The organism is Arthrobacter sp. LT660 (genome assembly GCF_056172845.1).
Genome location: NZ_CM149651.1, coordinates 264,383 through 288,805, shown reverse-complemented (window position 1 = coordinate 288,805; position 24,423 = coordinate 264,383). Strand labels below are relative to the sequence as shown.

General features: G+C 70.1%; 24 protein-coding genes. 6 read left to right on the top strand and 18 right to left on the bottom strand.

All coding sequences use genetic code 11. The annotated features are described in order from the left end of the window. Positions 1–125 precede the first annotated feature (125 nt). The 3 genes from AC0QSG_RS01315 to AC0QSG_RS01305 form a co-directional block, all read right to left on the bottom strand. Positions 126–371 (bottom strand): YlxR family protein, encoded by a 246-nt coding sequence (locus tag AC0QSG_RS01315; RefSeq protein WP_475377257.1) that lies wholly within the window; start codon positions 369–371, stop codon positions 126–128. Positions 372–614: 243 nt separating this feature from the next. Beyond that, complete coding sequence (nusA, locus tag AC0QSG_RS01310; RefSeq protein WP_475376404.1) at positions 615–1,589, bottom strand: transcription termination factor NusA; 975 nt, start codon at positions 1,587–1,589, stop codon at positions 615–617. 1 nt (position 1,590) lies between these two features. Then, positions 1,591–2,160 carry a ribosome maturation factor RimP gene (locus tag AC0QSG_RS01305; protein ID WP_435725896.1) on the bottom strand — a complete coding sequence of 190 codons (570 nt, stop codon included), beginning with the start codon at positions 2,158–2,160 and terminating at the stop codon, positions 1,591–1,593. 160 nt (positions 2,161–2,320) lie between these two features. Between AC0QSG_RS01305 and AC0QSG_RS01300 the strand changes: the two genes are divergently transcribed. Together AC0QSG_RS01300 and AC0QSG_RS01295 are read left to right on the top strand one after the other, a co-directional pair. Continuing rightward, positions 2,321–3,454, top strand: a complete 1,134-nt coding sequence (locus tag AC0QSG_RS01300; RefSeq protein ID WP_475376403.1) for a hypothetical protein — start codon at positions 2,321–2,323, stop codon at positions 3,452–3,454. A gap of 7 nt (positions 3,455–3,461) precedes the next feature. Continuing rightward, positions 3,462–4,466 (top strand): aminoglycoside phosphotransferase family protein, encoded by a 1,005-nt coding sequence (locus tag AC0QSG_RS01295; RefSeq protein WP_475376402.1) that lies wholly within the window; start codon positions 3,462–3,464, stop codon positions 4,464–4,466. Here the strand turns inward: AC0QSG_RS01295 and AC0QSG_RS01290 are convergent. The 13 genes from AC0QSG_RS01290 to AC0QSG_RS01230 form a co-directional block, all read right to left on the bottom strand. Continuing rightward, a complete protein-coding gene (locus tag AC0QSG_RS01290) occupies positions 4,463–5,290 on the bottom strand; it encodes a sulfite exporter TauE/SafE family protein (protein ID WP_475376401.1) in 828 nt (275 codons plus the stop codon). The genes AC0QSG_RS01295 and AC0QSG_RS01290 overlap by 4 nt on opposite strands. Positions 5,291–5,297: 7 nt before the next feature. Next, positions 5,298–7,097: a proline--tRNA ligase gene (locus tag AC0QSG_RS01285; RefSeq protein WP_475376400.1), complete on the bottom strand. Its 1,800-nt coding sequence runs from the start codon at positions 7,095–7,097 to the stop codon at positions 5,298–5,300. A gap of 103 nt (positions 7,098–7,200) precedes the next feature. Then, complete coding sequence (locus AC0QSG_RS01280; RefSeq protein ID WP_475376399.1) at positions 7,201–8,109, bottom strand: GNAT family N-acetyltransferase; 909 nt, start codon at positions 8,107–8,109, stop codon at positions 7,201–7,203. Positions 8,110–8,216: 107 nt separating this feature from the next. After that, positions 8,217–9,377, bottom strand: coding sequence for a flavodoxin-dependent (E)-4-hydroxy-3-methylbut-2-enyl-diphosphate synthase (ispG, locus tag AC0QSG_RS01275; protein ID WP_435725885.1), 1,161 nt, complete (start codon positions 9,375–9,377; stop codon positions 8,217–8,219). A gap of 79 nt (positions 9,378–9,456) precedes the next feature. After that, positions 9,457–9,765, bottom strand: a complete 309-nt coding sequence (locus tag AC0QSG_RS01270; RefSeq protein ID WP_435725883.1) for a YciI family protein — start codon at positions 9,763–9,765, stop codon at positions 9,457–9,459. Positions 9,766–9,781: 16 nt separating this feature from the next. Then, positions 9,782–11,446: a hypothetical protein gene (locus AC0QSG_RS01265; RefSeq protein ID WP_475376398.1), complete on the bottom strand. Its 1,665-nt coding sequence runs from the start codon at positions 11,444–11,446 to the stop codon at positions 9,782–9,784. 38 nt (positions 11,447–11,484) lie between these two features. After that, positions 11,485–12,840 (bottom strand): M50 family metallopeptidase, encoded by a 1,356-nt coding sequence (locus AC0QSG_RS01260; RefSeq protein WP_475376397.1) that lies wholly within the window; start codon positions 12,838–12,840, stop codon positions 11,485–11,487. Further along, on the bottom strand, positions 12,837–14,066 hold the full coding sequence (gene dxr / locus AC0QSG_RS01255) for a 1-deoxy-D-xylulose-5-phosphate reductoisomerase (RefSeq protein WP_475376396.1): 1,230 nt from the start codon (positions 14,064–14,066) through the stop codon (positions 12,837–12,839). The genes AC0QSG_RS01260 and dxr overlap by 4 nt, the downstream gene beginning before the upstream one ends. 34 nt (positions 14,067–14,100) lie before the next feature. Beyond that, complete coding sequence (locus AC0QSG_RS01250; RefSeq protein ID WP_475376395.1) at positions 14,101–14,577, bottom strand: hypothetical protein; 477 nt, start codon at positions 14,575–14,577, stop codon at positions 14,101–14,103. 47 nt (positions 14,578–14,624) lie between these two features. After that, positions 14,625–15,044 carry a universal stress protein gene (locus AC0QSG_RS01245; RefSeq protein WP_435725874.1) on the bottom strand — a complete coding sequence of 140 codons (420 nt, stop codon included), beginning with the start codon at positions 15,042–15,044 and terminating at the stop codon, positions 14,625–14,627. Then, on the bottom strand, positions 15,041–16,570 hold the full coding sequence (locus tag AC0QSG_RS01240; protein ID WP_435725872.1) for a tripartite tricarboxylate transporter permease: 1,530 nt from the start codon (positions 16,568–16,570) through the stop codon (positions 15,041–15,043). Before AC0QSG_RS01240 ends, AC0QSG_RS01245 begins: the two co-directional genes overlap by 4 nt. Next, entirely contained in the window at positions 16,563–17,069 is a 507-nt protein-coding gene (locus AC0QSG_RS01235; protein WP_475376394.1) for a tripartite tricarboxylate transporter TctB family protein, read from the bottom strand. Before AC0QSG_RS01235 ends, AC0QSG_RS01240 begins: the two co-directional genes overlap by 8 nt. A 2-nt stretch (positions 17,070–17,071) precedes the next feature. Then, positions 17,072–18,079 carry a Bug family tripartite tricarboxylate transporter substrate binding protein gene (locus AC0QSG_RS01230; RefSeq protein ID WP_475376393.1) on the bottom strand — a complete coding sequence of 336 codons (1,008 nt, stop codon included), beginning with the start codon at positions 18,077–18,079 and terminating at the stop codon, positions 17,072–17,074. Between the two features lie 188 nt (positions 18,080–18,267). On the opposite strand from AC0QSG_RS01230, the gene AC0QSG_RS01225 reads away from it, so the two are divergent. Both AC0QSG_RS01225 and AC0QSG_RS01220 read left to right on the top strand, forming a co-directional pair. Next, a complete protein-coding gene (locus AC0QSG_RS01225; protein ID WP_475376392.1) occupies positions 18,268–19,899 on the top strand; it encodes a sensor histidine kinase in 1,632 nt (543 codons plus the stop codon). Continuing rightward, a complete protein-coding gene (locus AC0QSG_RS01220; protein WP_475376391.1) occupies positions 19,896–20,600 on the top strand; it encodes a response regulator in 705 nt (234 codons plus the stop codon). Before AC0QSG_RS01225 ends, AC0QSG_RS01220 begins: the two co-directional genes overlap by 4 nt. Here AC0QSG_RS01220 and AC0QSG_RS01215 read toward each other — a convergent pair. Further along, on the bottom strand, positions 20,597–21,760 hold the full coding sequence (locus AC0QSG_RS01215; RefSeq protein ID WP_435725863.1) for an acyl-CoA dehydrogenase family protein: 1,164 nt from the start codon (positions 21,758–21,760) through the stop codon (positions 20,597–20,599). The two genes, AC0QSG_RS01220 and AC0QSG_RS01215, sit on opposite strands and share 4 nt — an antisense overlap. Before the next feature lie 127 nt (positions 21,761–21,887). Here AC0QSG_RS01215 and AC0QSG_RS01210 point away from each other — a divergent pair, with 127 nt between their 5' ends. After that, the gene (locus AC0QSG_RS01210; RefSeq protein ID WP_475376390.1) at positions 21,888–22,496 is read left to right on the top strand and encodes a TetR/AcrR family transcriptional regulator; all 609 of its coding nucleotides are present in this window, start codon (positions 21,888–21,890) and stop codon (positions 22,494–22,496) included. 19 nt (positions 22,497–22,515) lie between these two features. Beyond that, positions 22,516–22,998, top strand: coding sequence for a GNAT family N-acetyltransferase (locus tag AC0QSG_RS01205; RefSeq protein WP_435725860.1), 483 nt, complete (start codon positions 22,516–22,518; stop codon positions 22,996–22,998). Positions 22,999–23,009: 11 nt separating this feature from the next. Here the strand turns inward: AC0QSG_RS01205 and AC0QSG_RS01200 are convergent, their stop codons facing one another. Beyond that, positions 23,010–24,419, bottom strand: a complete 1,410-nt coding sequence (locus AC0QSG_RS01200) for a dihydrolipoamide acetyltransferase family protein (RefSeq protein WP_475376389.1) — start codon at positions 24,417–24,419, stop codon at positions 23,010–23,012. Positions 24,420–24,423: the final 4 nt, after the last annotated feature.

Sequence of the window (24,423 nt, the reverse complement as noted above, 5' to 3'; positions counted from 1 at the left end):
CTGCCAGGTACGAACCCTCGTTTTATTGCTTGCGCGGCCGCCGTCATCGGACGGCAGGCCGAATGCTGCACTTAGCTGCTGAGTCATAGCTAGGCGCTCATCGCTTGACACTCATCGGGTTTCCATCAGTTTTCTGACCCGCTTTCAGGTTGGACGGTTGCGTCGGCGCCATCCCCGTTCGGGGAGGTGCCCAGTGCCGCCAGCACCGCCTCGAGCGTCACGGCGTCCACCGGGACCCTGAAGGCCCTGGAAAACGCCCGTCGCTTCACGGCGAGGGCTGAACACTCCGGCGACGGGTGCAACCACGCACCCCTGCCGGACCTGCGACGAGCGGGATCCGGAACCACGGCATTCGAGCCGTCTTCCGCCACCGCCCATCGCAACAGCTGGTCCTGTGTTCCGGTTCCCCGGCATCCGATGCACGTCCGCCGCGGCCCGTCTTGCGCGCTCACGTTCGGAATAACTCCTGCTACCGGCTACCGGTCCGGATACGGACCATTGGCAAGTCTACCGCGTTTCGGCCTTCCCGTTGCGCAGCGGAAACACCGGTGGGCGGCCTCCACCGGAGACCGCCCACCGGGCGCCTACCGCGCCGTGGTCCTTTGGGACGCCGCCTACTCCGGCGTCGCGGCGTCCGAGACGATGTCGATGCGCCAGCCGGTGAGCTTGGCCGCCAGGCGGGCGTTTTGCCCTTCCTTGCCGATGGCCAGCGAGAGCTGGTAGTCGGGAACCACCACGCGCGCCTGCCGGATCGCGGCGTCGACGATGGTCACAGAGTTGACCCGCGACGGCGACAGCGCGCTGGCGATGAACTTCGCCGGATCCTCGTTGTAGTCGACGATGTCGATCTTCTCGTCGTTGAGCTCGTTCATGACCGCCCGGACCCGTGAGCCCATCTCGCCGATGCACGCTCCCTTGGCGTTGATGCCCGGCACGCGTCCACGGACCGCGATCTTCGAACGGTGGCCGGCCTCGCGGGCCAGGGAGACGATCTCCACGGACTTGTCCGCGATCTCGGGAACCTCCATTTCGAAGAGCTTTTTCACGAGGTTCGGATGCGAGCGGGAGAGGGTGATGGAGGGGCCCTTCGTGCCCTTGTGCACGTCGGTGACATAGGCACGGATGCGGGAGCCATGCGTGTATTTCTCGCCCGGCACCTGCTCCGGCGGCGGCAGCACGGCCTCCACCGTCCCCAAGTTCACCTGGATCATGTAGGGGTTCGAGCCCTGCTGGATCTGCCCGGAAACCAGCTCGCCCTCCTTGCCCCGGAACTGCCCGAGGATGTTGTCGTCCTCCGCGTCGCGCAGCCGCTGGAGGATGATCTGGCGGGCCGTGCTCGCGGCGATACGGCCGAATCCGGTCGGCGTGTCGTCGTATTCCGCGACGTCCCCGCCCTCGTCGTCGACCTCAGTGGCCCAAATGGTCACGTGGCCGCTCTTGCGGTCGATCTCGGCCCGTGCCTTCTCGATGGCTCCCGGAGACTTGTGGTAGGCCATCACCAGCGCTTGTTCAATGGTCGGAATCAGCAGCTCGAGTGGAATCTCGCGCTCGCGTTCCAGCAGGCGAAGCGCACTCATGTCGATATCCATGTCAGGCCCCCTCTTCCTCGTCGTCGATGTCCAGCGGTTCCGCGTCCGGGTCCCCCGGACGGGTGAATTCTACGTCGACCGTACCGCGGCGGATCCGGCCGTACTCCAGCGTCGCGGGCTCGCCCTGCTTGGGCTTCATGCCCTTCTTAACGGTCAGGTCCGGGACGACGACGATCGCGTCGTCCGTGGCCTCCACCAGGCGGCCCGAGATGTTCTCCTCGCCCATGAGGTTGACCTTGACCAGCCGTCCCACATTGCGGCGCCAGTGCCGCGGTTCAGTGAGGGGGCGGCCGACTCCGAAGGAGGAAACCTCCAGGTCGTAGGGCCGCCCGTCATCCCCCGGGTCCCGGTCCATGGCCTCGGAGAGCGAGCGCGAGACCTCCGCAATCGCGTCGAGGTCGACGCTGCCGGTTCCCTCCCGGAGATCGACCACCACGTGGACGGTCCGGTTCTCCCCCGCGGCGCGCACCTCCACGTCCTCCAGATGGAGGTCGTGGGAGGCAACCGTGGGTTCCAGGTACTCCTTGAGGCGGCTGGCCTCGAGCTGGGTGTCTACCGGCTGGCCGGGCATTGTTTCCTCCCACGTGATGATGTTGTGCAAACAAGAGTATCGACTTTATCGGGAAATCGTTTCCGCATCCCTCCCGCGTCGCGCGCACGGGGGCGGCGGCGACGCTGCGGACAAGCGCGGAAGGGCCCCACCGGGCCGACCGCGTGGGATGATCGAGGGGATGTCCCACACCGCCGCACCCCCGCCCCGCCGACACCCGGCCAGACGCGCGCTGACCTGGCTGCGCCGCGCCGTCGGACTGCTGCTGGTGGCCGTTGTGGTCGTCGGCATGGGGACCACGGGCGGCCCGTCCCCCCGGGCCATTCCGGACGTTGCGCCGGAGGTTCCGGATGCCGAACCGGTACCGGATCCTTCCGTCGAGGCGGGCCTCGCAGAGCTGTTGGCCAGGACCGAGGCGCTGGTGGCCGCGGCCTCCCAGCCGGCGGCCGGAAGAGCCGCGGGGAGCAACCCGCCGGCTGCACGGACCGACGTCGTCGCGTCGTCGCTGGGCACCGTCTCCACCGTGTTGGGACGCCATGTCGATTTGCTCACACCACCGGCGCCGGCCATCGGGGATTTCGGCTCCGAGCCCGGCGGACCGGGCACGGACACGCCCGCGCATCTTGCCGCCGACCTCGCGGAATCCGGCAACCGGCTTCTGTCCGCGTCCGTCCAGGAGCCGTCGCGGCGCTCCCGCGTCCTCCTCGGCGCGGGAATCGAGGAACTGCTCGCGGCCCGCGCCTTGGCGCGGGCCCACGACGGCGTCGTGGCCGAGGCGCCGACTTCCCGGGGCGCCACGGTACAGCAGTGGCGCGACGCGGCCGGAACCTCCATCGCCACCGGTTCCTGTGGAGGAACGGTCTCGCAAACCTTTCCGGAGGCGCCGAAAACCACCCCGAAGACGCTGCCGCGCATGGTCGCGGAGCCTTCCGCGGCTCCGACGCCTGCCGCGTCGATGGCCGCCGACGCGTCCTACCGGCTGTCCTACGCATACAGTCTGGCCGCGGCGCGGTCCGCCGGGAAAGCGTCCGCTTCTGCCGCGCGGGCCTCGGCCGCGCGCGAGGAGCTGGGCGCGCTGCTACAGGGACTGCTTCCGCCGGAATGCCCGCCGCAGCGCCACGCCGCCTACACCGTGCCGACGGACTTCGACGCCGATCCGTCCCGCGCGCTGGGCGCCGGGGAGGCCCAGCTGGCCGCCGCCCTGCTCGACCTCGCCGCGGCGGCCCCCGCGGACCTGCGGCCCCTCGTGGCGGCGGAGGCGTTCGCCGCCGCCGAGGCCGCCGCGGCGCGGGGCGTCCGCCCCGGATTGACCTGAGACCGCCATGGGTTGGGAACCGGAACCGCACGCGCTGCCGGCCAGGCTGCGCTCCAACGCACTGCTCCTTCCCTCGGGACGGGCCTGGCGGGCCGGGCTGGCCGACCACCTGCACCGGGTGATGGCGCGATGGTCCCTCGTTCACGACGCGGACGCGGGCACCTGGTGGGCCAGGCACTCTGCGGTCGTGGTCCCGGTGCTCTCAGAGACCGGCCGGCCCCTGGCCCTCAAGGCGTCCATTCCCGACGACGACCTGCTCACCGAGGCGTGGGCACTCGAAATCTGGGCCGGCGACGGGGCTGTGCGGATGCTGCGGCACGAGGGCTTCGACCTCCTTCTGGAGCGACTGGCGCCCGATGCGGACCTCGGCGCCGTCCCGATGGAGGAGGCGTGCGGGCATTGGGGCGCGTTGATGGCCCGGCTGTCGCTTCCGGCCGATCCGGTGTGGCCGCCGTTTGGACGAACCGATGCCCTGGCCGAACGCTGGAACGACGAGTTTCCCGCGGACTGGGAGGAACTGGGCCGTCCGTTCCCGCGGTCAGTGCTGGAAGCCGCCCTCGACGTGTGCCAGTACCGCGGCGCGGTCTCCCGCCGGGACTCCGACGATTTCCTGGTGCACGCCGACCTGAACTACCACAACGTCCTCGCCCGCCCGTCCGGCGGCTACGCGGCAATCGACCCGCAGGGCATCGTCGGCGACCGCGAGTTCGCCGTCCTGCCGATGCTGCACAACCGGCTGGGCGATCTGCCGCCGAGAAACCAGGCCGCGGCGCTCCGGGGCAGGCTCCGGATCCTGGGATCCGCGGCGGGGATCGACGCCGGCCTGGCCGCCGCGTGGTCCGTGGCCCGGGCGGTCGAGGACACGCTGTGGTTCACGCGCCATGGTCGTGCCCCGGATGCGGAGCGTTCCCTGTGGGTCGCCACGGCGCTGGCGGGACTGGACGTCTCGCACCTGCCCGCGGCAAGCGATCTCAAGCCGCTGGTCCAACCGGGGGCAGGCGCCGGGCGCTAGCCGTTTCCGAGGATGTTCTCCTGGAGGACGTCGTAGCCGAGGCGCAGGATCAGCACGCCGACGACGGCGAGGAACACCACCCTGATGAAGCGGCTGCCCTTGCTCACCGCCATGCGCGCCCCGATGTACCCGCCGACCATGTTGGCGACGCCGAGAACGAGACCGAGTCCCCAGAGGAGGTGCCCGCTGGGCAGGAAGAACGCGAGCGCCCCGAGGTTGGTCGCCATGTTCACGATCTTCGCCTTGGCACTGGAGGACAGAAAGTTGTATCCGAGGAACACCACCATGGCGATGACGAGGAACGAGCCGGTGCCCGGGCCGATGAGTCCGTCGTAGAAGCCGATCACCAGTCCGATCACACCGGCCGCTGCATAGTGCCGGCCTCCCTGATGACGCAGGGACGTCAGTTCGCCGACGGTGGGCCGGAACGCGGTGAACAGCGCGACGGCGACCAGCGCGGCAACGATGATGGGCTTGAACACCGACGCCGGAAGCACGGTGGCCACGATCGCCCCCGCGAAGCTGCCGGCCAGGGCCACTGCGGCCATGGGCAGCGCGGTCCGCAGGTCCGGGTGCGCCCTGCGGTAGTAGGTCACGGCGCTGGTGGTCGTCCCGAACACGGAGCCCAGCTTGTTGGTGGCGAGCGCCTGGACGGGCGTGATGCCCGGGACGAGCAGCAGGACGGGCAGCTGCAGGAGCCCACCGCCGCCCACGACCGCGTCGATCCATCCGGCGGCCAGGCCGGCCAGGAGGATCAGCAGGAGGGTTCCGGCCTGGATGTTCTCCAGGCCGGACCCCTCCAGCGTCGCGAACCAGTCCGGCAACTGGTGCCTAGCCGCGGACGGCGGAGAGGAGGTAGCCGACGACGTCGGCGACGGCCACGTTCTCGGCGGTTCCGCTGGCGCGGTCCTTGACCTCGATGAGCCCCTCCGCCAAACCGCGTCCGACGACGGCGATGGTCGGCACGCCGATCAGCTCGGCGTCTCCGAACTTGACCCCGGCGGAGACCTTCGGACGATCGTCGAAAATCACCTCGATGCCCTGGGCCTCGAGCTCGGCGGCGATGCGCTCGGCCTCGGCGAAGAGGTCCTCGCCCTTGCCCGTGACCATGAGGTGGACATCGGCAGGGGCGACGTTGCGCGGCCACATGAGGCCGCGCCCGTCGTGGTAGGACTCGGCGAGGGCCGCGACGGCACGCGTGACGCCGATCCCGTACGAGCCCATGGTGACGACCGCGAGCTTTCCGTTCCGGTCCAACACCTTCAGGTCCAGTGCCTCCGCGTACTTCCGGCCGAGCTGGAAGATGTGGCCCATTTCGATGCCGCGGGCGGTCTCCAGCGGACCGGAGCCGTCGGGGGCCGGATCGCCTGCGCGGACGTCCACGGCCTCGATGATGCCGTCCCAGCCGAAGTCGCGCCCGGCGACCAGGCCAAACACGTGCTTGCCTTGCTCGTTGGCCCCGGTGATCCAGCTGGTGCCCGGCACCACGCGCGGATCGACCAGAAACGTGATCCCGGTGGATGCCTCGGCGCCGAGCACTGCGTTCTCCAGACCCTGACCCGGTCCGATGTAGCCCTTGACGAGTCCGGGGTGCTTCCGCAGGTCGTCCTCTGTGGCGGCCTCGATGCCGACCTCGCCGCCCATCGGAAGGTGCGTGGCGATGTTCGCCTCCACGCGTTTCAGGTCCACCGCGCGGTCCCCGGGCACCCCGACGACCACCAGGTGGCGCTCGCCCGTAGGCAGGATGGCCGCCAGCACGACGTTCTTGAGCGTGTCGGCGGCAGTCCACGCGCCGCCGTCGCGCGGTGCCAGGACGTTGGCGGCGGCGACCAGCGTGTCGATGGTCGGCGTGTCCGGGGTGTCCAGGACTTCGCAGGCCGGAAGGCCGGCGTGGTCGATGGCATCGGGGACGACGGTGGTGACGGCTTCGACGTTGGCGTAGTAGCCGCCCGGCGAACGGACGAACGTGTCCTCCCCGACCTCGGTCGGATGGAGGAACTCCTCGGACTTCGAGCCGCCCATCGCTCCGGCGGTGGCGAAGACCGGCAGGACCTCCAGGCCCAGCCGCGCGAAGATCTTCAGGTACGCCGCGCGGTGCGCCTGGTAGGCCTCCTCGAGGCCGTCGTCGTCGATGTCGAAGGAGTAGGAATCCTTCATGATGAACTCGCGGCCGCGCAGCAGGCCGGCGCGCGGTCGGGCCTCGTCGCGGTACTTGTTCTGGATCTGGTAGAGGTACGCCGGCAGGTCCTTGTACGAGTTGTACAGGTCCTTCACGAGGAGCGTGAACATCTCCTCGTGCGTCGGCGCCAGGAGGTAGTCCGCGCCCTTGCGGTCCTGGAGGCGGAACAGCCCCTCGCCGTACTCGGTCCAGCGGTTGGTGGCCTCGTAGGGCTCGCGCGGAAGCAGCGCCGGGAAGTGCACCTCCTGGCCGCCGATGGCGTTCATTTCCTCGCGGACGATGCCCTCCACCTTGGCCAGGACGCGCAGTCCCAGCGGGAGCCACGTGTAGATGCCGGGGGCGGCACGGCGGATGTAGCCGGCGCGCACCAGCAGCTTGTGGCTGGCGACCTCGGCGTCGACGGGGTCTTCGCGAAGCGTGCGCAGGAAAAGGGTGGAGAGTCGAAGGACCACGCGTGATGTCCGTTTCCGCGGCCTCGGGCCGCAATCGGTGGAGTGTTTCCCGAAGGGAACGCAGACCAATTTACCCGGTTGTGCCCGGCGCGGCCGAATGCGGCTAGAAGAGGATCGTGGCGAATTCGCCGCACTGGCGGAAGCCGACCCTGCGGTAGGTCGCGAGGGCGGCGGCGTTGTAGTCGTTCACGTAGAGGCTGGTGACCGGCGCGAGCGACAGCGCGTAGTCCGCGACCGCCGCCATGTAGGGGGCCGCCAGGCCCTGTCCCCGGTGGCGCGGCTCCAACCATACGCCCTGGATCTGGGTGGCGCGGGTCGAGGCGGTGCCCAGTTCGGCCTTGAACAGGACCTCGCCGTCGCCGTCGAGTTCCACCAGGGAGTGGCCCTGGCGGATGAGTGAGCGGACCCGCGAACGGTAGTAGGCTCCCCCGCCGGCCAGCGGCGAATACCCCAACTCCTCCTCGAACATCTTGGCGCATGCCGGCAGGACCGCCTCGTAGTCGGTCTCGACCGTGGTCCGCAGGCCGTCGGCCCGGGCGATCCCCGCCACGCGGTCCAACACCATCAGCGGTTGGTGCGCACGGATGTCGAAGGCTCGTTGGGGCCCGTCCTGCAGCCGCGACCACAGGGAGAGGACGGCCTCGGACATGCCGAAGACGGACGAGTAGCGGCGGCCCAGCGGCAGGACGGCGTCGGCGAATTCGACGGCCGCCTCCGCGGAGGCCCCGATGGGCACCAGGTTGGCCCCGACCCAGCAGGCGGAGTCGAGGCGAGCGCCATCGAACCGGCCGATCACGGTTCCGCCGCTGGACGTCGGTGCCGCCGATCCGGTCGCCTCGAGTTGGGCGTCCATGAAGACGTTGGCGACGGGATCCCGCGACACGAGCTCGGCCAGGGTCGTAGTATCCGCGTGGCCCAGGACCCGGACGTTGGCCGTGAGCTGGTCGCCCTCGGCCGCGATCCGCTTAGTGGACGGGAACCACGGCGCCACCCTGGAAAGAATCTTCGCCACCGCGTCCCCGTTCCGCCGCGTGTTTCGCCGCCTGGATCCAGTCTCTCAAGAAGTCGGGCCAGCGGGACAGCCCGGGCGCAAAATGACTCCGCGGGTCGTTTACCGCGCTAGGAGACGCTGACGGTCGGTTGCGCCGCGGAACCGTCCTCCGGGGCCTCCATGCCTTCGGCGATCCGCATGGCCTCCTCGATCAGCGTCTCGACGATCTGGTCTTCGGGTACGGTCTTGATGACCTCGCCCTTGACGAAAATCTGGCCCTTGCCGTTGCCGGAAGCAACGCCAAGGTCTGCCTCGCGAGCCTCTCCCGGACCGTTGACGACGCAACCCATGACGGCCACGCGCAACGGCACCTCCATGCCCTCCAGGCCGGCGGTCACCTGGTCCGCCAGCGTGTAGACGTCCACCTGGGCGCGTCCGCAGGAGGGGCAGGAGACGATTTCGAGCTTGCGGGGTCGCAGGTTCAGCGACTGCAGGATCTGGTTGCCGACCTTGATTTCCTCCACGGGAGGGGCGGAGAGCGAGACGCGGATCGTGTCGCCAATGCCCTGCGCCAGCAGCGCGCCGAACGCCGTCGCGGATTTGATGGTGCCCTGGAACGCCGGTCCCGCCTCGGTGACACCGAGGTGCAGCGGCCAGTCGCCGCGCTCGGCCAGCAGTTGGTAAGCCCGCACCATGACCACCGGGTCGTTGTGCTTGACCGAGATCTTGAAGTCGTGGAAGTCGTGCTCCTCGAACAGGGAGGCCTCCCACACCGCCGACTCGACCAGGGCCTCCGGCGTCGCTTTTCCGTACTTCTCCAACAGGCGCGGATCGAGGGAACCGGCGTTGACGCCGATGCGGATAGAGGTGCCGGCGGCCTTAGCGGCGTCGGCGATCTGCTTGACCTGGTCGTCGAACTTGCGGATGTTGCCCGGGTTGACGCGCACGGCGGCGCAACCGGCGTCGATCGCGGCGAAGACGTACTTCGGCTGGAAGTGGATGTCGGCGATCACGGGGATCTGCGACTTCTTCGCGATGATCGGCAGGGCCTCGGCGTCGTCCGAGGTCGGGCAGGCGACCCGGACGATGTCGCAGCCGGAGGCCGTCAGCTCGGCGATCTGCTGCAGGGTGGCGTTGATGTCCGTCGTCTGCGTCGTGGTCATCGACTGCACGCTGATCGGCGAATCCGATCCGACGCCGACGGAACCGACCTTGATCTGGCGCGTCTTGCGCCGCGGAACGATGGTGGGCGGCGGTGCGGCGGGCATTCCGAGGCTGACCGGGGTCAAGGCTTCCTCCAGGTGTGGTGGTGCGTTGGGTTCGGCCCCCAGTATCCCACTGTCGTCGGATGCCGGGGCCCGGGCGGGGTCAGGCGTGGTGGGAGAGTTCGCCCGTCACGGGCACCCACGCGGTGGCACGCAGCGCCGATACGAGGCCTTCCGCGTTGAACGGATCGTCCTTGAGCGACGCCAACAGCTCGGACTCGGAGCCGGCGCCGAAGATGAGCAGCGCGCCGGTGCCGTCGGCGTACGGTCCGGAGGCGACGAGCCACACGCCCGTGTCCGCGTCCGGGTCCCGCTTCAGCGAGGAAAGGAACGAGCGGTGCCCAGGACGGTGCTCGTCGCGGGCCGCTTCGGTACCGGCGGCATAGACGTATTCGACTGCGAAGATGGTCATGCTTCAACACTAGCGGCTACTGGTAGGAGACGAACCACGGCTTCGGTGTGACCTCCGTGAAGGTTTCGACGGGAGTGAAGGTCGGCGAGTCCTCGTCGACGAAGTTTTTCCAGGCCATCCGGATGCCGGGCGGAAGGTCCCGGCGCAGCGCGTTCCAGGTCTCGAGCTTCTGGCCGGGCGTGCCGTGCCCGTCCGCGTGCAGGACCAGCGCCAGTTCCGGGTACCCCGTGTCCAGGGATCCGCGATCGGCAATCATCCGCAGCTGGAACTGGTGGAGGACGACGACCTTTTGCGGCAGCGCGTGCTCGCGCGTCAGCCCGGCGAGCCAGGCGTTCACCTCGTTCAGCTCGGCCGCGTCGACCGTCCCGATCTGGACCATGTGCCGCTGGTTCGGACCCAGCCGCCATTCCGGGTCGTAGGCCAGCCCGACGTGGGGCAGCCGCAGGAACTCCTCGTAGTGCTTGGCCTGGGTGAGGAAATCGTTGCGGCCCGGCTGCAGATCCAGCACCACGTAGACGCCGGCCTCCCCCGCGGCCTCGATCCAGGGCCGCAGGACCTCGACGTCCGTGTAGCGCGAGTAGTTTCCGTCCGCGCCCGGGGCGGCGGAGGCCACGGTCGCGATGATCTCGAATGCCGGCTGGACGGGTTCGGCGCTGTGCGGCTGGTACTCGGCCGCGAGTGCCTTGACGCGCGTGATTGCCGCGTCGACGCCCTGCTCGCCCAGCATTCCCAGCGCGGACGTTTCCGGATGCCCGTAGAGCGCCACCATCCGGCGCCCCGGGAAGACGAGCTGCCCGCCCCCCGGAAGCTCGGATCCGCCCGCGGCCGTGGCCGCCAGAGCCTCGAAATCGCCGGCCGATCCGAGGCCGGGTCCGACGCCGTACACCGCGGCCTTTGCGTGGTCCGCGAAGAACGCCAGGTCATCCGCGCCGTCCCTGGGGTCGGCCGAGTCGAGTGCGTGGACGCCGGCCCCGGCGGAGCGCGCGGTGGCCAGGGCCGCGGCGTAGGTCGTCGCCGCCCTTCCTTCCCGGTGGACGACGGCGAAGTCCGCGCCACCGGCTGTCGATGCCCGCGCGTCCGGCAGGTCCGCGGCGGCCGTGGCCGATCCGTCGACCGTTTCGACTGTCCCGAGCCCGTCGAGCAATCCGTCCCAACCGCCGTCGGGAGTCCCGAAGGTCACCACGGATCCTGCCCCGAGACGCTTGATTTCGTCGCGGACGGCCGCGTGCGGGTCGGCGTTGGAGGCGGTTGCGACCAACAGGAGCGGCACGCCCAGCTCGACGGCGCGGTCCGCCGCCCGGCCAGGCACCGCGCCGTGATCCCCATCGGCGTCGCCGTCCGTTTCCCCGCCCGCAGCCCCATCGGCGAGGACGACGACGGCCGGCGCCGAGGCGAACAGGGCCCGGCTGACCGCAACGGCTGCCTCGGCGGGGTCCCCGGCGAGGCGCTCGATGCCGCCCCGGGGGCGCTGCAGTACGGCCGTCGCCGGATCAGCGTCCGCCGACCCGGCGGTGCGCGTCCTGCCGGCACCGGCGGCCCCGGTGCCGGTGGGATCGGAGGTGCATCCGGCAAGTGCGAGCGCCGAGACGGCCAACACCGCCGTGAGCGTCCGTGTGTTGTGGCGCCGCCGCGACCTCCCCGCGTCCCGTTCGCCCTCGCGTGTCCCGTCCGTGTCCAACATCGGCGTACCCCCTGTGGTGCAAATGTGGTGAAAATCCGTCAGAAGATGTTCACCGGTTTGACGATGTCCGCATAGATCAACAATATGCCCATGCCCAGCATGAGGGCGGCCACGACGTAGGTGACCGGCAACAGCTTGGCGATGTCCACCGGTCCCGGGTCCCGCAGGCGGAACACCTTGGCGAACCCGCGCCGCAGCGCCTCCCAGAGCGCTCCGGCAATGTGGCCGCCGTCCAGCGGCAACAGGGGAACCAGGTTGAACACGAAGAGGGCGATGTTCAGGCTCGCGACGAGACCGATCAGCGTGGCGAACCGGTTCTCGAGCGGAATCTCCTCCATGGCGCTGACCTCGCCGGCGATGCGTCCCACGCCGACCACCGAGATAGGGCCGTTGGGGTCCCTGGGCGCGTCGGAGAAGGCCGCCCGGGCGACCGCCGCCATGCGCGCCGGCAGGTCCAGCACCACGCCGGCGACGACCCGGACGTTCTCGCCGACGAGTCCGGGGACTTCCCCCACCGGCAGGGTCATCAGGCGCTGTTCGGATCCCATGCCGATGAAGCCCACCCGGACCGTCTGGACGGTCCCGTCGGCCTCCGTCAGCGGGCGGTCGTTGATGTCGAGTTCAGGGCGTTCGGTGAGCAGCGGCTCGATGGTTGCCGTGTGCTCGACGCCGTCCCGCAGGTAGGTGATCGGCGCCTGGCGTCCGGCTGCCGCGCGGATCATTTCCGTGAGCTCCATCCAGTCCCGCTCGCCGACGGCGGTGCCGTCGAAGGACGTGACGACGTCGCCCGGCAACAGGCCGGCGGCGTAGGCGGGAGCCTCGGGATCCGAGGGGCGGCAGTCGGTGCCGCCCTGACGCTCGCGCTCGGCCTGTTCCTCGTCGGTAACGACGCACTGGAAGACCTCGGAGACGGTCGTGGTGGCCTGCACCGTCCCGAACCCGGTGACGACGACGGCGATGAGCAGGGTTCCGATCACCAGGTTCATCAGCGGTCCACCCAGCATGATGACGATCCGCTTCCACACCGGAAGCCGGTGGAACATGCGGTCCTCGTCTCCCGGCCGCAACTGCTCGGCGGCGGCCTTGCGCGCGTCGTCGGCGAGCTGCTGGAACATTCCGGTGCTGGATTGCCGCACCTGGCCCTCGCCCGACTTGGCCGGCGGGTACATGCCGATCATGGACACGTAGCCGCCCAGCGGGATGGCCTTGAGTCCGTATTCGGTCTCGCCCCGCCGGGTGGACCACACGGTCTTGCCGAAGCCCACCATGTACTGCGGGACGCGAACGCCGAACAGCTTGGCGGGGACGAGGTGGCCCACCTCGTGCAGGGCGATGGACAGGGCGATTCCCACGGCGACGATCACGACGCCGGCGATGAAAAGCAATACGGTCACAACAATCCCAAACGCTCGTGGGCACTCTTTCGTGCCCAATCCTCGGCCGCCAGCACCGCTTCCAGGGTGGGGTCCGCACCGGCGGCCGCACCGGCGTCGTACTCCGAGACGACGGCCGCCACGCTGTCGACGATGTCCAGGAAGCCGATCCGGCCCGCGTGGAAGGCGGCGACCGCCTCCTCGTTCGCGGCGTTGAAGACGGCCATGTGCGTGCCGGACGCCGCGGCCGCGGACTTGGCGAGCCGGATGGCCGGGAAGGCCTCCTCGTCCAGCGGCTCGAAGGTCCAGGAGGCCGCGGCGGACCAGTCGCACGGCGTGGACGCGCCGGGCACGCGCGCGGGCCAGGCCATGCCCAGCGCGATGGGCAGCCGCATGTCCGGCGGGGAGGCCTGGGCGATTGTCGAGCCGTCGACGAACTCCACCATGGAATGCACCACGGACTGCGGGTGCACCACGGCTTCGATCCGCTCCAGGGGGACGTCGAAGAGCAGGTGCGCCTCGATGACCTCGAGGGCCTTGTTGACCATTGTCGCCGAATTGGTGCTGACCACCTTGCCCATGTCCCAGGTGGGGTGGGCCAGCGCCTCGGCCGGCGTGACGCCGGCCAGCTCCGCGCGGGGACGTCCGCGGAACGGCCCCCCGGAGGCCGTGACCACCAGGCGCGCGACCTCCTCCGGGCGGCCCGAGCGCAGGGCCTGCGCGAGCGCGGAGTGCTCCGAGTCGACGGGCACCAGCTGGCCGGGCGCCGCGAGGTCCTTGACCAGGGCGCCGCCGACGATCAGCGACTCCTTGTTGGCGAGCGCCAGCAGGTGTCCGGCCCGCAGCGCGGCAAGCGTCGGCGCCAGTCCGATGGAACCGGTGATGCCGTTCAGCACGACGTCGGCGTCCTCCCACGCGGCGATGGCCGAGGCGGCGCCGGGGCCGGCGAAGAGTTCTGGCGCGTAGTCCGGGACGCCCGCCGCCGCCGCGCGAGCGGTGATGGCCGCGCGCAGCGCGTCGAGGTCCGGGTGGGCGGCGCCGACGGCCGCGGCGCGCGTGGCGACGGCCTGCCCGGCCAGCAACGGCAGGTTGGAGCCACCGGCGAGCGCGGCGACGCTGAACCTGTCCGGGGACTTGGCCGCGACGTCGAGGCCCTGCGTGCCGATGGATCCCGTGGACCCGAGGAAGACCACCCGGCGCGGACCGGTGTCCGCGGGGGGCGTGAAGTGGCGAAGTGTGGGAGTCACGCCGCCATTCTCCCAGACCCCGGGGCGGTCCGCCTCACGCGTCCGGCTGCTCGAAGGGGTGGTGGAGCATCCAGCGGATCCGCGCGGACACGGCGGGGTTCCGGGCCGGGGCGTTGCAATGGAACATTTCCGGATCGGCGAGGGACCGCCGGGTCCCCTCCGCGTCCGTGGCGTCGTCCCACGCGTTGGTGCCGCCGGCGGTTCCGGCCGCGAATTCGACGGCCACGGTTCGTCCCAGGTGTTCCGCCAGCAGGAGCGCCACGAGGACCCCTTCGGCGCGGTGGCGGTTGACGACGGTGGCGGGCGGGAACCCCGTGGATTCCCACCCGCCGGCGTGGTACGTCCGCTCCCATGCCCGCATCCGGCGTTCCAGGTCCTCGGGCATCCCGAGTTCGGCGTACCCGACCGCGTCCCAGGCCCATACGGGGCTTTCGCCGTGGTCCACGAACAGCCGGACGTAGGGCACCGACTCGATGGTCGTGTAGGTCGAATCCAGGCCTTCGTCTTCCATCCGGCAAGTCTCGCAGACCCACCCGCCGCCCGCGGAGGGGAGCGCTCCTACGCCTTGACCGCCAGCACGGGGCAGTCGGCGTCGAGGATGATCCGCTGCGCGTCCGAACCCAGGATGAGCTTCCCCACGGGCGTCCGCCGCCGGATGCCGACGACGACCAGCTCGGCCCCCGTTTCCTCCGCGGCGTCCAGCACGTCCTCGGAGGCCAGTTGCGACGAGGTGAAGTGCCGGACCTCGAAGTCCACGCCGCCGGCCCGCAGCGCGGCGTCGAGCTCCTCCATCGCCGTCGCGTGGGCGTAGTTCGGGTCCACGTGCCGGTCCGCCCGCGTGGTGTTGAGCACCAGCAGGCGCGCGCCACGGCGCCGGCACTCCCCGATGGCGGCCGCCAGGGCCGCGAGGCCGATCTTGCTGGGCACATACCCGAGCACCACCGTCCTGCCGGTCGGCGTCCGCCGCGCCGCGCTCATGCCGCCATCTCGAGGGTTTCGGATTCCATGGCCTTCTGCTTCCTTTTGATCCAGTACGACGCCGCGAACAGCAGCGCAAGCGCCGTGTAGACGAACCACGTGAACGGTGTGGAGACTAGCGCGGTGAGGTCGTTCTGCGAGATCTGCAGCGACCGGCGCAGCTGGACCTCGAACATCGGGCCGAGGATCATCGCCACCACCATGGGCGCCACCGGGTAGCCGTAGCGCCTCATGAAGAACCCGAGGATGCCCACCGCCAGCAGGATCACGAGGTCCATGGTCGCGAAGTTCACCGAGTACGCGCCGAGTCCCGCGAACACGAGGATCCCCGAGTAGAGGTACGGCCGCGGGATCTGCAGGATCTTCACCCACAGTCCCACCAGCGGAAGGTTGAGCACCAGCAGCATCACGTTGCCTATGTACAGGCTGGCGATGAGCGCCCACACCAGGGCGGCGTTCGTCTCCATCAGGAGCGGTCCTGGCTGGATCTGGTAGCGCTGGAAGGCGGTGAGCATCATGGCGGCGGTCGCCGTCGTGGGAATGCCCAACGTCAGCAGCGGCACCAGGACGCCGGCGGCGGCCGCGTTGTTGGCCGCCTCGGGACCGGCGACGCCCTCGATGGCGCCACGGCCGAACTCCTTGCGGTTCTTGCCCTTGGCCAGCTTCCGCTCGGCGGCGTAGGACAGGAAGGTGGAGACGTCGGCCCCGCCGGCCGGCACGGTGCCGATCGGGAAGCCGATGAACGTGCCGCGCAGCCACGGCTTCCAGGACCGGCCCCAGTCGTCGCGGGTCATCCAGCCCGCTCCCTTGGCCTTGCCCACGGACATGACCTCCACGGGTCCGCGGCGCAGGCGCCCCGCCACGTAGAGCGCCTCGCCGAGCGCGAACAGGCCGACGGCGACGAGAACGACGTCGATTCCGTCCGCGAGGCCCGGAATGCCCATCGTGTAGCGCTGTTGGGCCGTGGTGTCGTCCACGCCGACGAGCCCGATGAACAGGCCGAGCGTCAGCGAGGCCATGCCGCGCAGGACCGACGCCCCGAGCAGCGCGCCGATGGTTAGGAACGCGACGATCATCAGGGCCACGAAGTCCACGGGGCCCAGGTTGATGGCGTATTCCACGATGATCGGCGCCAGGAACGTCAACAGCACGGTGGCGATGGTTCCGGCGACGAAGGATCCGACGGCGGCCGTCGCCAGCGCGGCGGCGCCGCGTCCCGCCTTGGCCATCTTGTTGCCCTCGAGCGCGGTGACGATCGAGGCTGATTCGCCGGGTGTGTTGAGCAGGATGGAGGTTGTCGATCCGCCGTACATGCCGCCGTAGTAGATGCCCGCGAAGACGATCAGGGCGGCGGTGGGTTCCAGCGAGTACGTGATCGGCATCAGCAGCGCCACGGTCATGGCGGGGCCGATGCCGGGCAGGACACCGACGGCGGTGCCCACGAAAACGCCGAACAGCGCGTACAGCAGGAAGATGGGCTGCGCGGCGGTGGCGAAGCCCTCCAGGAGCAGGTTCAGGTTATCCATTGAGGATGTCGATTCCTTCCAGCAGCGGGCCCGGGGGCAGGGAGACGCCCAGGAGGCCGCCGAAGAGGTACTGCAGGAGCAGTGAGAGGAGGACGGCGATCAGCACCGAGCGCCAGAACGGCTTGGCGCCCAGCGTCCACGCGGCCCCCGCGAACAGCACGGCCGCCGCGACCGGCCATCCGGCCGGCTCGATCAGCAGGATGTGCACGACGACGAAGCCCACGAGCTTGCCGATCGTCAACCAGTCGATCGACGCGTCGGCGTCGACGTCCTCGCCCTCCTCGGCGGCGCCGAGGCGGCCGCGGAGCGCCTGGAAGACCAGTCCCGCCCCCACGGCCGCCAGCGCCCCGCTCACGATGTACGGGAACGCGCGCGGGCCCATGCCGGTCTCCAGCTCGGGGACCTCGATGGCCCCGGCGAGCATGAACCCGGCGATGCCGAGGACGACGAAGACCAGCGCGAAGAGCACCTCACCGAGATTCTTCTGCGTGGTCTCCACGGCTACTTGACCAAGCCGATGTCGGACAGCGTGGTCTTGACCTTGGCGATGTCCTCCGTGAGGAACTCGTCGAACTCGTCCCCGGCGAGGAAGGCGTCGTCCCAGTTGTTGGTCTCCAGCGTGTTCTTCCAGTCGTCGGTGCCGTGCATGGAGGTCACCAGTTCGGTGAGCTTGTCCGCCTGCGCCTCGTCGATGTTGCCGGAGGCGACGACGCCGCGCCAGTTGGTGAGGACGACGTCGATGCCCTGTTCCGTCAGCGGCGCGACGCCCGGAAGCGCCGGCGCCTCGGCCTCGCCGGACACCGCCAGGGCGCGGACCTTGCCGGCCTTGACCTGCTCGGCGTACTCCCCCACGCCGGAGATGCCGGCCTGGACCTTGTTGCCCAGGAGCGCGGCCAGGGACTCGCCGCCGCCCGAGTAACCGATGTAGTTCAGCTGGTCGGGCGAAATGCCCTGCTGCTGGAGGATCTGACCCATCAGGATGTGGTCCGCGCCGCCGGCCGAGCCGCCGGTGACGGCGACGCCCTTGCCCTTGGCCTCGATGTCCGCGACCAGGTCCGCCGTGGTCTGGTAGGGGCTGTCGGCGGGCACGACGAGAACCAGCGGCTCCTCCGTCAGGCGGGCGATCGGCGTCGTGTCCTCGATGCGGCTCTCCGACTTGTTCGTCTCCACGGAGCCGACCAGCACGTAGCCCATGACCATCAGCGTGTTCGGGTCCTTCTCCGTGGCCAGCTTCGCCAGGCCGTTGGTGCCGCCGGCGCCGCCGACGTTCTGCACCTGCGCCGAACCGACCAGGTCGTTTTCCTGCAGGTCCTTCTGCATCGAGCGTCCGGTCTGGTCCCAGCCGCCGCCCGGGTTGGCCGGGACGATGATGTTCAGCTTGTCGATCTGGCCGTCCGCCGAGGCCGCCTCGTCGGCGGAGCCGCCGCAGGCGGACAGCGCGAAGACGACGGCGGCCGCGGTGACGGCCAGGGCGGTGCGGCGGGCGGCGGGGGTGATGGCGTTGTTCATGGATCTTCCTCGATCTGTGGGTGCGTCACACCGGAGTGACGATCGTCACCCCGAACTTCGATTCACCCTAGGAAGCCTTCCGATCGGGCGGAAGCATGTGGTGATACTGGAGGTATTGGTCATATTGGTCGCACCGAGGACGCCCGGGAAGACGCGCTGTGAACTGTGTCACGTGACAGAATCGTTCGGTGCTCCGAACCGTTACCCTCCGCAGCCAGCTGCTGCTGCTCCAGGTCGCCATCATGCTTCTGGTGATCGGCGTGGCAGGCGTCGTCGCCGCCACGCTGCAGGCCGAAGGCATCCGCGAGGCCCACCGGGAACGCATGGTCGGCGTCGCCGGGTCCGTCGCGCGCCTTCCCTCGGTGGTGGAGGCGTACGACGACGCCGACCCGGCCCAGGCGATCCAACCCATCGCCGAGCTGATCCGGCAGGCCACCAGCGTCACCTACGTCGTCGTGACCGACGCCGACGGGATCCGCTATTCCCACCCCGTCCCCGGCCGCATCGGCGAGCGCGTGTCCACCGACCCCTCGGTGCCCTTGTCCGGCGAGACCTTCGTCGGAACGGAAACCGGCACGCTCGGTTCCTCGTGGCGCGTGAAGGTTCCGGTCCGCGACGACCGGGAGGAGATCATCGGCAGCGTGTCCGTTGGCATCCTGGAAAGCGAGATCACCGACGACCTGCTGGAGGCCCTGCCCGTGCTCGCGGCCTGGCTGGCCGTGGCCGCCGTCGTCGGCGGAGCGGGGGCGTTCTACGTGTCCCGGCTCGTTTGGCTGCGGATCCACCGGCAGGAACCGGAGCAGATCGCCGAACTCCTCACCGCCCGGGACGCCATGTTGCACGGCATCGGCGAAGGCGTGGTGGCAACCGACTCGACCGGACGGGTGACCCTGGTCAACGACGAGGCCACGCGCCTGCTGGGGCTCGGCGGCGACGCCGCCGGGCGCCCCGCCCGCGAGGTCCTCGAGGAGTCCGTGGCCCGGGTCCTGGACGACGCCGACGGCACGGCGGAACTGGTCCTCGCCGGCGAGCGCGTGCTCGTCGCGAAGGCCACGGCCGGCGTCGTGGGCGGCCGGATCGTCGGCGGCATGCTCATCCTGCGCGACCAGACCGAACTACACCGGGCCCTCGGGGAGCTCACCGGCGAGCGCGACACCACGCAGGCGCTCCGCGCACAGGCACACGAGCACTCGAACCGCATGCACGTCATCTCCGGCCTGCTCGAGCTGGGACAGACGGAACAGGCCGTCGACTTCATCGGACGGATGGACGCCGGCGGCGCGTTGTGGGGCAACGGCGCGCTCGCGGGCATCACCGATCCCGAGGTCACGGCGCTGCTCCTGGCGAAGACGGTGATCGGGCGCGAGAAGGACATCGAGGTGGCGCTGGACCCGGAGTCCGCCTACGCGCCGGGGGACGCCCGCATGACGGCGGACCTGGTGACGATCCTGGGCAACCTCGTGGACAACGCGCTGGAGGCGGTGGGCCACGACGGCCGCATCGAGGTGCTGGTCGCGTCGGACGACGACGGCGCCGTGGTCGTCGAGGTGCACGACGACGGGCCCGGGATCCCCGCCGGGCTCGCCGGCCCGGTGTGGGACCTCGGCGTCAGCGGCAAGGCGGAGCGTCCCGGCGCCGCCGGGGGGCGCGGCATCGGCCTGGCGCTGGTGCGCCGCGTGGTGGACCGACGGGCCGGGACCGCAGACGCCGGGGCCTCCGAGCTGGGCGGCGCCTGCTTCGCCCTGCGGCTCCCATCCGGCGCGACCGCGGCTACGCCGTCCCGCAACCGAACCCCTCCACCGGCGGGAGCACAGACGTGATTCGCGTCCTGATCATCGACGACGACCCCGCGGTGGCAGGACTGCACGAGGGGTTCCTCATGGCCCACGGCGGGTTCGAGGTGGTCGGGACGGCGCACACCGGCGAGGACGGCCTCGCCCAGCTTCGCGAGCTCCGGCCGGACCTGGTCCTGCTGGACATCCACCTGCCCGGCATCAGCGGGATCGAGGTGCTGCGACGGCTACGCGGCGCGGACACCCCCGCCGTCGACGTCTTCGCGATCACGGCCTCGCGGGAGCTCGAGACAGTGCGGGCGGCGCTCGCCGGCGGCGTGGTCCAGTACCTCGTCAAGCCGTTCACGGCGCGCGAATTCCGCGGGCGCCTCGACGAGTACGCCGCGCACCGCAGCGACCTCGCCGCGCATCTGGCGACCGAACGGGACCTGGACCAGGCCGCCATCGACCGGCTCCGCGCCCGGAGCATACCCGCGCGCCCGGCGTCGTCCGCCCCCGCGGCATCCCTGCCCAAGGGGCTCTCCGCGGCGACGCTGGCCGCCGTCGTCGCGGATCTCCGCGACCTGGGGGCCGACACCTCCGCCGCGGAGCTGGCCGCGCGGGTGGGCATGGCCCGGGTGAGTGCGCGCAGGTACCTGGAGCACCTGGTCGCGACGGGGCACGCGCGGCTCGCGCCGCGGTACGGGACCGCCGGCCGGCCGGAGAACCGCTACGCCTGGATCGGCTAGAGGCCGAGTTCGCGCGCGATCAGCATCAGCTGCACCTCCGTGGTGCCCTCGCCCACCTCGAGGATCTTGGAATCCCGGTAGTGGCGGGACACCAGGAACTCGTTCATGAAGCCGTATCCGCCGAAGACCTGCGTGGCGTCGCGGGCGTTGTCCATGGCGGCCTCGCCGGCAACCATCTTCGCGATGGCGGCCTCGGTCTTGAACGGCTTGCCCGCCAGCATCTTCGACGCCGCGCCGTAGTAGGCCAGGCGGGCGGTGTGGGCGCGGGCCTGCATCCTCGCGATCTTGAACTGGATGGCCTGGTAGCTGCCGATGTTGCGGCCGAAGGCGGTGCGCTCCTTCGCGTAGCGGACGGACTCGTCGACACATCCCTGCGCGGCTCCCGTGGCCAACGCCGCGATCGCGATGCGGCCCTCGTCCAGGATGGAGAGGAAGTTCGCGTAGCCGCGCCCGCGCTCCCCCAGGAGGTTCTCCTCCGGGACCCGAACGTCCTTCAGCGTCAACGGATGGGTGTCCGAGGCGTTCCACCCGACCTTGTTGTAGGCCTTCTCGGCGCGGAATCCGGGCGTCCCGGCCGGAACGAGAATCGTGGAAATCTCCTTCTTCACGGACCCGTCCGCGCGCTCGGAGGTCCCCGTGACCGCGGTGACGGTGACGTGCTGGGTGATGTCGGTGCCGGAGTTCGTGATGAATTCCTTGTTGCCGTTGACCACCCACTGCCCGTTCTCCAGCCGCGCGGTGGTCCGGGTGCCTCCGGCGTCGGACCCGGCCTCCGGCTCCGTCAGCCCGAAGCCGGCCAGCGACTTGCCGGAAGCGAGCTCCGGAAGCCACTTCTCCTTCTGCGCCTGCGTGCCGAACCGGTAGACCGGCATGGCGCCCAGGGAGACCCCGGCCTCGAGCGTGATCGCCACGGACTGATCGACCCGGCCCAACTGCTCCAAGGCCAGCGCCAGCGCGAAGTAGTCCCCGCCCATTCCGCCGAATTCCTCCGAGAACGGCAGGCCGAACAGGCCCATCTCGCCCATTTGGGCGACCACCTCGTACGGGAAACTGTGTTCCTCGTCGTGTTTGGCGGAGACCGGGGAAACCACCTGGTCGGCAAAGTCGCGGACGGTGTCCACCAGATCCTGGTATTCGTCCTCGAGCTCAAAATTTGGCATGGTGGGTTTCCTCCGGTGGCGCAAATGACTCGGTTAGTGTTCATTAACCGAAAACGACGTTAGTGTTCGTTACCCGAAATGTCCAGCGAATCATGTGATGCCCGCCCCGGCGGGAGACGGGGGTGCCATGACCGCCCGCCAGCCCTTCCCCAGCGGCCGAAGCCAGGCCAAGGCGACCCGCCGCACCACGCTGCTTGCCGAGGCCGCGCGCCTGTTCGCCCTCCACGGCTACCGCGGAGTCTCGATCGAGGACCTCGGTGCCGCCTCCGGCATCAGCGGCCCGGCGGTCTACCGGCATTTCCCGGGCAAGGCCGCCGTGCTGGGAGCGCTGCTGGTGGGCGTCAGCGAGGACCTTTTGGAGGGGGGCCGGCGCGTGGTGTCCGACGGCGGCAACGCCTCCGACACGCTGTGGCGCCTGGTGGGGTTCCACGCGGACTTCGCCCTGGGCAACCCCGACGTCATTCGGGTGCATGACCGCGAGCTGTCCAGCCTCGCGGACGACGACGGGGCGTCCGTCCGCCGTCTTCAACGCGCGTACATCGACGTGTGGGCCGAGCAGTTTCTGGCGTTGCATCCCGCCGAGGACCTGGCCGCGGCCCGCTTCCGCGCGCAGGCCGTGTTCGGACTGATGAACTCCACCCGGCACTCGGCGGCCCGCGGCGAGGGACCCCCCGCGCCACTCAGGGCGCGCCTGACCTCGATGGCGTTCGCGGCCGCGTGCGCCCCGGTAGGGTAGGAAGCGGAACAGTGTTGTTATGAGAGAGGTTTTTGCCGTGAAGCTACGCCCCGTTGAGCCCCAGGACCTGGACTGGTTCTTCGCGCACCAGCAGGATCCCGAGGCCAACCAGATGGCCGCGTTCACGGCGAAAAACCCGGCGGACCGGGGGGTCTTCGACCACCACTGGGGCTTGATCCTCAGCGACCCGGAAATCTCCGTGCGGACCATCGAACACGACGGCAAGGTGGTTGGATCCGTCCTCGCCTACCCGAACGAAGGCTTCCCGGAAATCAGTTTCTGGACCGACAAGGACTATTGGGGCCAGGGCGTCACGACCAGCGCCGTCGACGCCTTCCTGCGCGAATTCGCCCAGCGCCCGATCCGCGCCCGCGTCGTCACCGACAACATCGGCTCCCAAAAGGTACTGGAGCGACGCGGCTTCACGGTCATCGACGAGGTGCAGGGATTCGCCAACGCCCGCGCGGCCGTCGTCAAGGAATTCATCATGGAGCTCTCCTAGCCCCATCCGCCCTAGATCATGGCGATCAGCATGCCCGGATCCGCCAGCATCGTTCCGACGTCCGCCAGGAACCGCGAGCCCTGCTCGCCGTCAACCAGCCGGTGGTCGAAGGACAGGCTCAACGTCATCACCTGGCGCAGCGCGATCCCGTCCAAGTGCTCCCACGGCGTGCGCCGGACCTGGCCAATGGCCAGGATGGCCGCCTCTCCCGGGTTGAGGATCGGCGTTCCCGCATCGATGCCGAAGACGCCCACGTTGGTGATGGAGATGGTGCCGCCCGACAGGTCCGCGGGCGAGGTCTTGCCGGCCCTCGCGGTTTCGGCCAGGGTCGCCAGGGACCGTCCCATGCCCGCGAGATCCAGCGACTGCGCGTCCTTGATGTTGGGAACCGTCAGCCCGCGGGGCGTCGCGGCGGCGATGCCCAGGTTGACGTAGTTCAGCTGGACGATTTCCTGAGCGGCCTCGTCCCACCGCGAGTTCAGAGACGGCGTGCGCTCCAGCGCGAAGCAGACGGCCTTGGACACGATCGTCAACGGGGTGAGCTTGATGCCAGCGAAGAGCCGGTTGGCCCTCAGCCGTTCGAGTAACTCCATGGTCGGCGTCACGTCCACCGTCAGGAACTCGGTGGCATGCGGGGCCGTGAAGGCGCTGGAGACCATCGCGGCGGCCGTGTGCTTGCGGACGCCACGGATGGCCGTCCGGACCTCCCGCGGCTGGTTGCCCAGCGTCCGCACGTGTGGAGCGTCCTCCGGCGTCGCGCGGCCAGGCGTTCCCGCGACGCGACCGGGTGCCGCCGCACCCCCGCGCTCCGGGCCGACCGCACCGCCGGCGGCGGCGACGTTACCGGACGCCAGGACGTCCTCTCGTGTGATCAGTCCGCGCGGTCCCGTGCCCGCGATCCGGTCCAGTTCGATGCCCAAGTCCCGCGCCAGCTTGCGGACCGGCGGCGTGGAACGGGGGCGATCCGCCGTCGTGCCCCCGGCGGTCGATGCGGGCTCCGCCGCGGCCGCGGCCGCGGGCGCCGGCGCCGGTTCCGGCGTGGACGTCGACGCCACCGCCGTCGCGCGTTGCCTGCGGGCGGGCCTGCCGGACTTCTCGACGGCGGCGCCGTACCCCACCAGGTTCGGCTCCCGCTTCTGTTCCGGTTCCGCGTCCGCGTCGGCGTCCGACGGGGCCTCGCCACCGGGAACCTCGAAGGAAACGATCGGGTTGCCCACCTCCACGACGGTTCCGGGCAATTCGTGGAGCTCGGCGATGGTCCCGGCATACGGCGAGGGAAGCTCGACGACGGCTTTGGCCGTCTCCACGTCGGCGATCACCTGATTGAGCGTGACGACGTCGCCAACTGCCACGTGCCACGCGAGGATTTCCGACTCGGTGAGGCCTTCGCCCAGGTCGGGAAGCTTGAATACCTTCAACACGGCG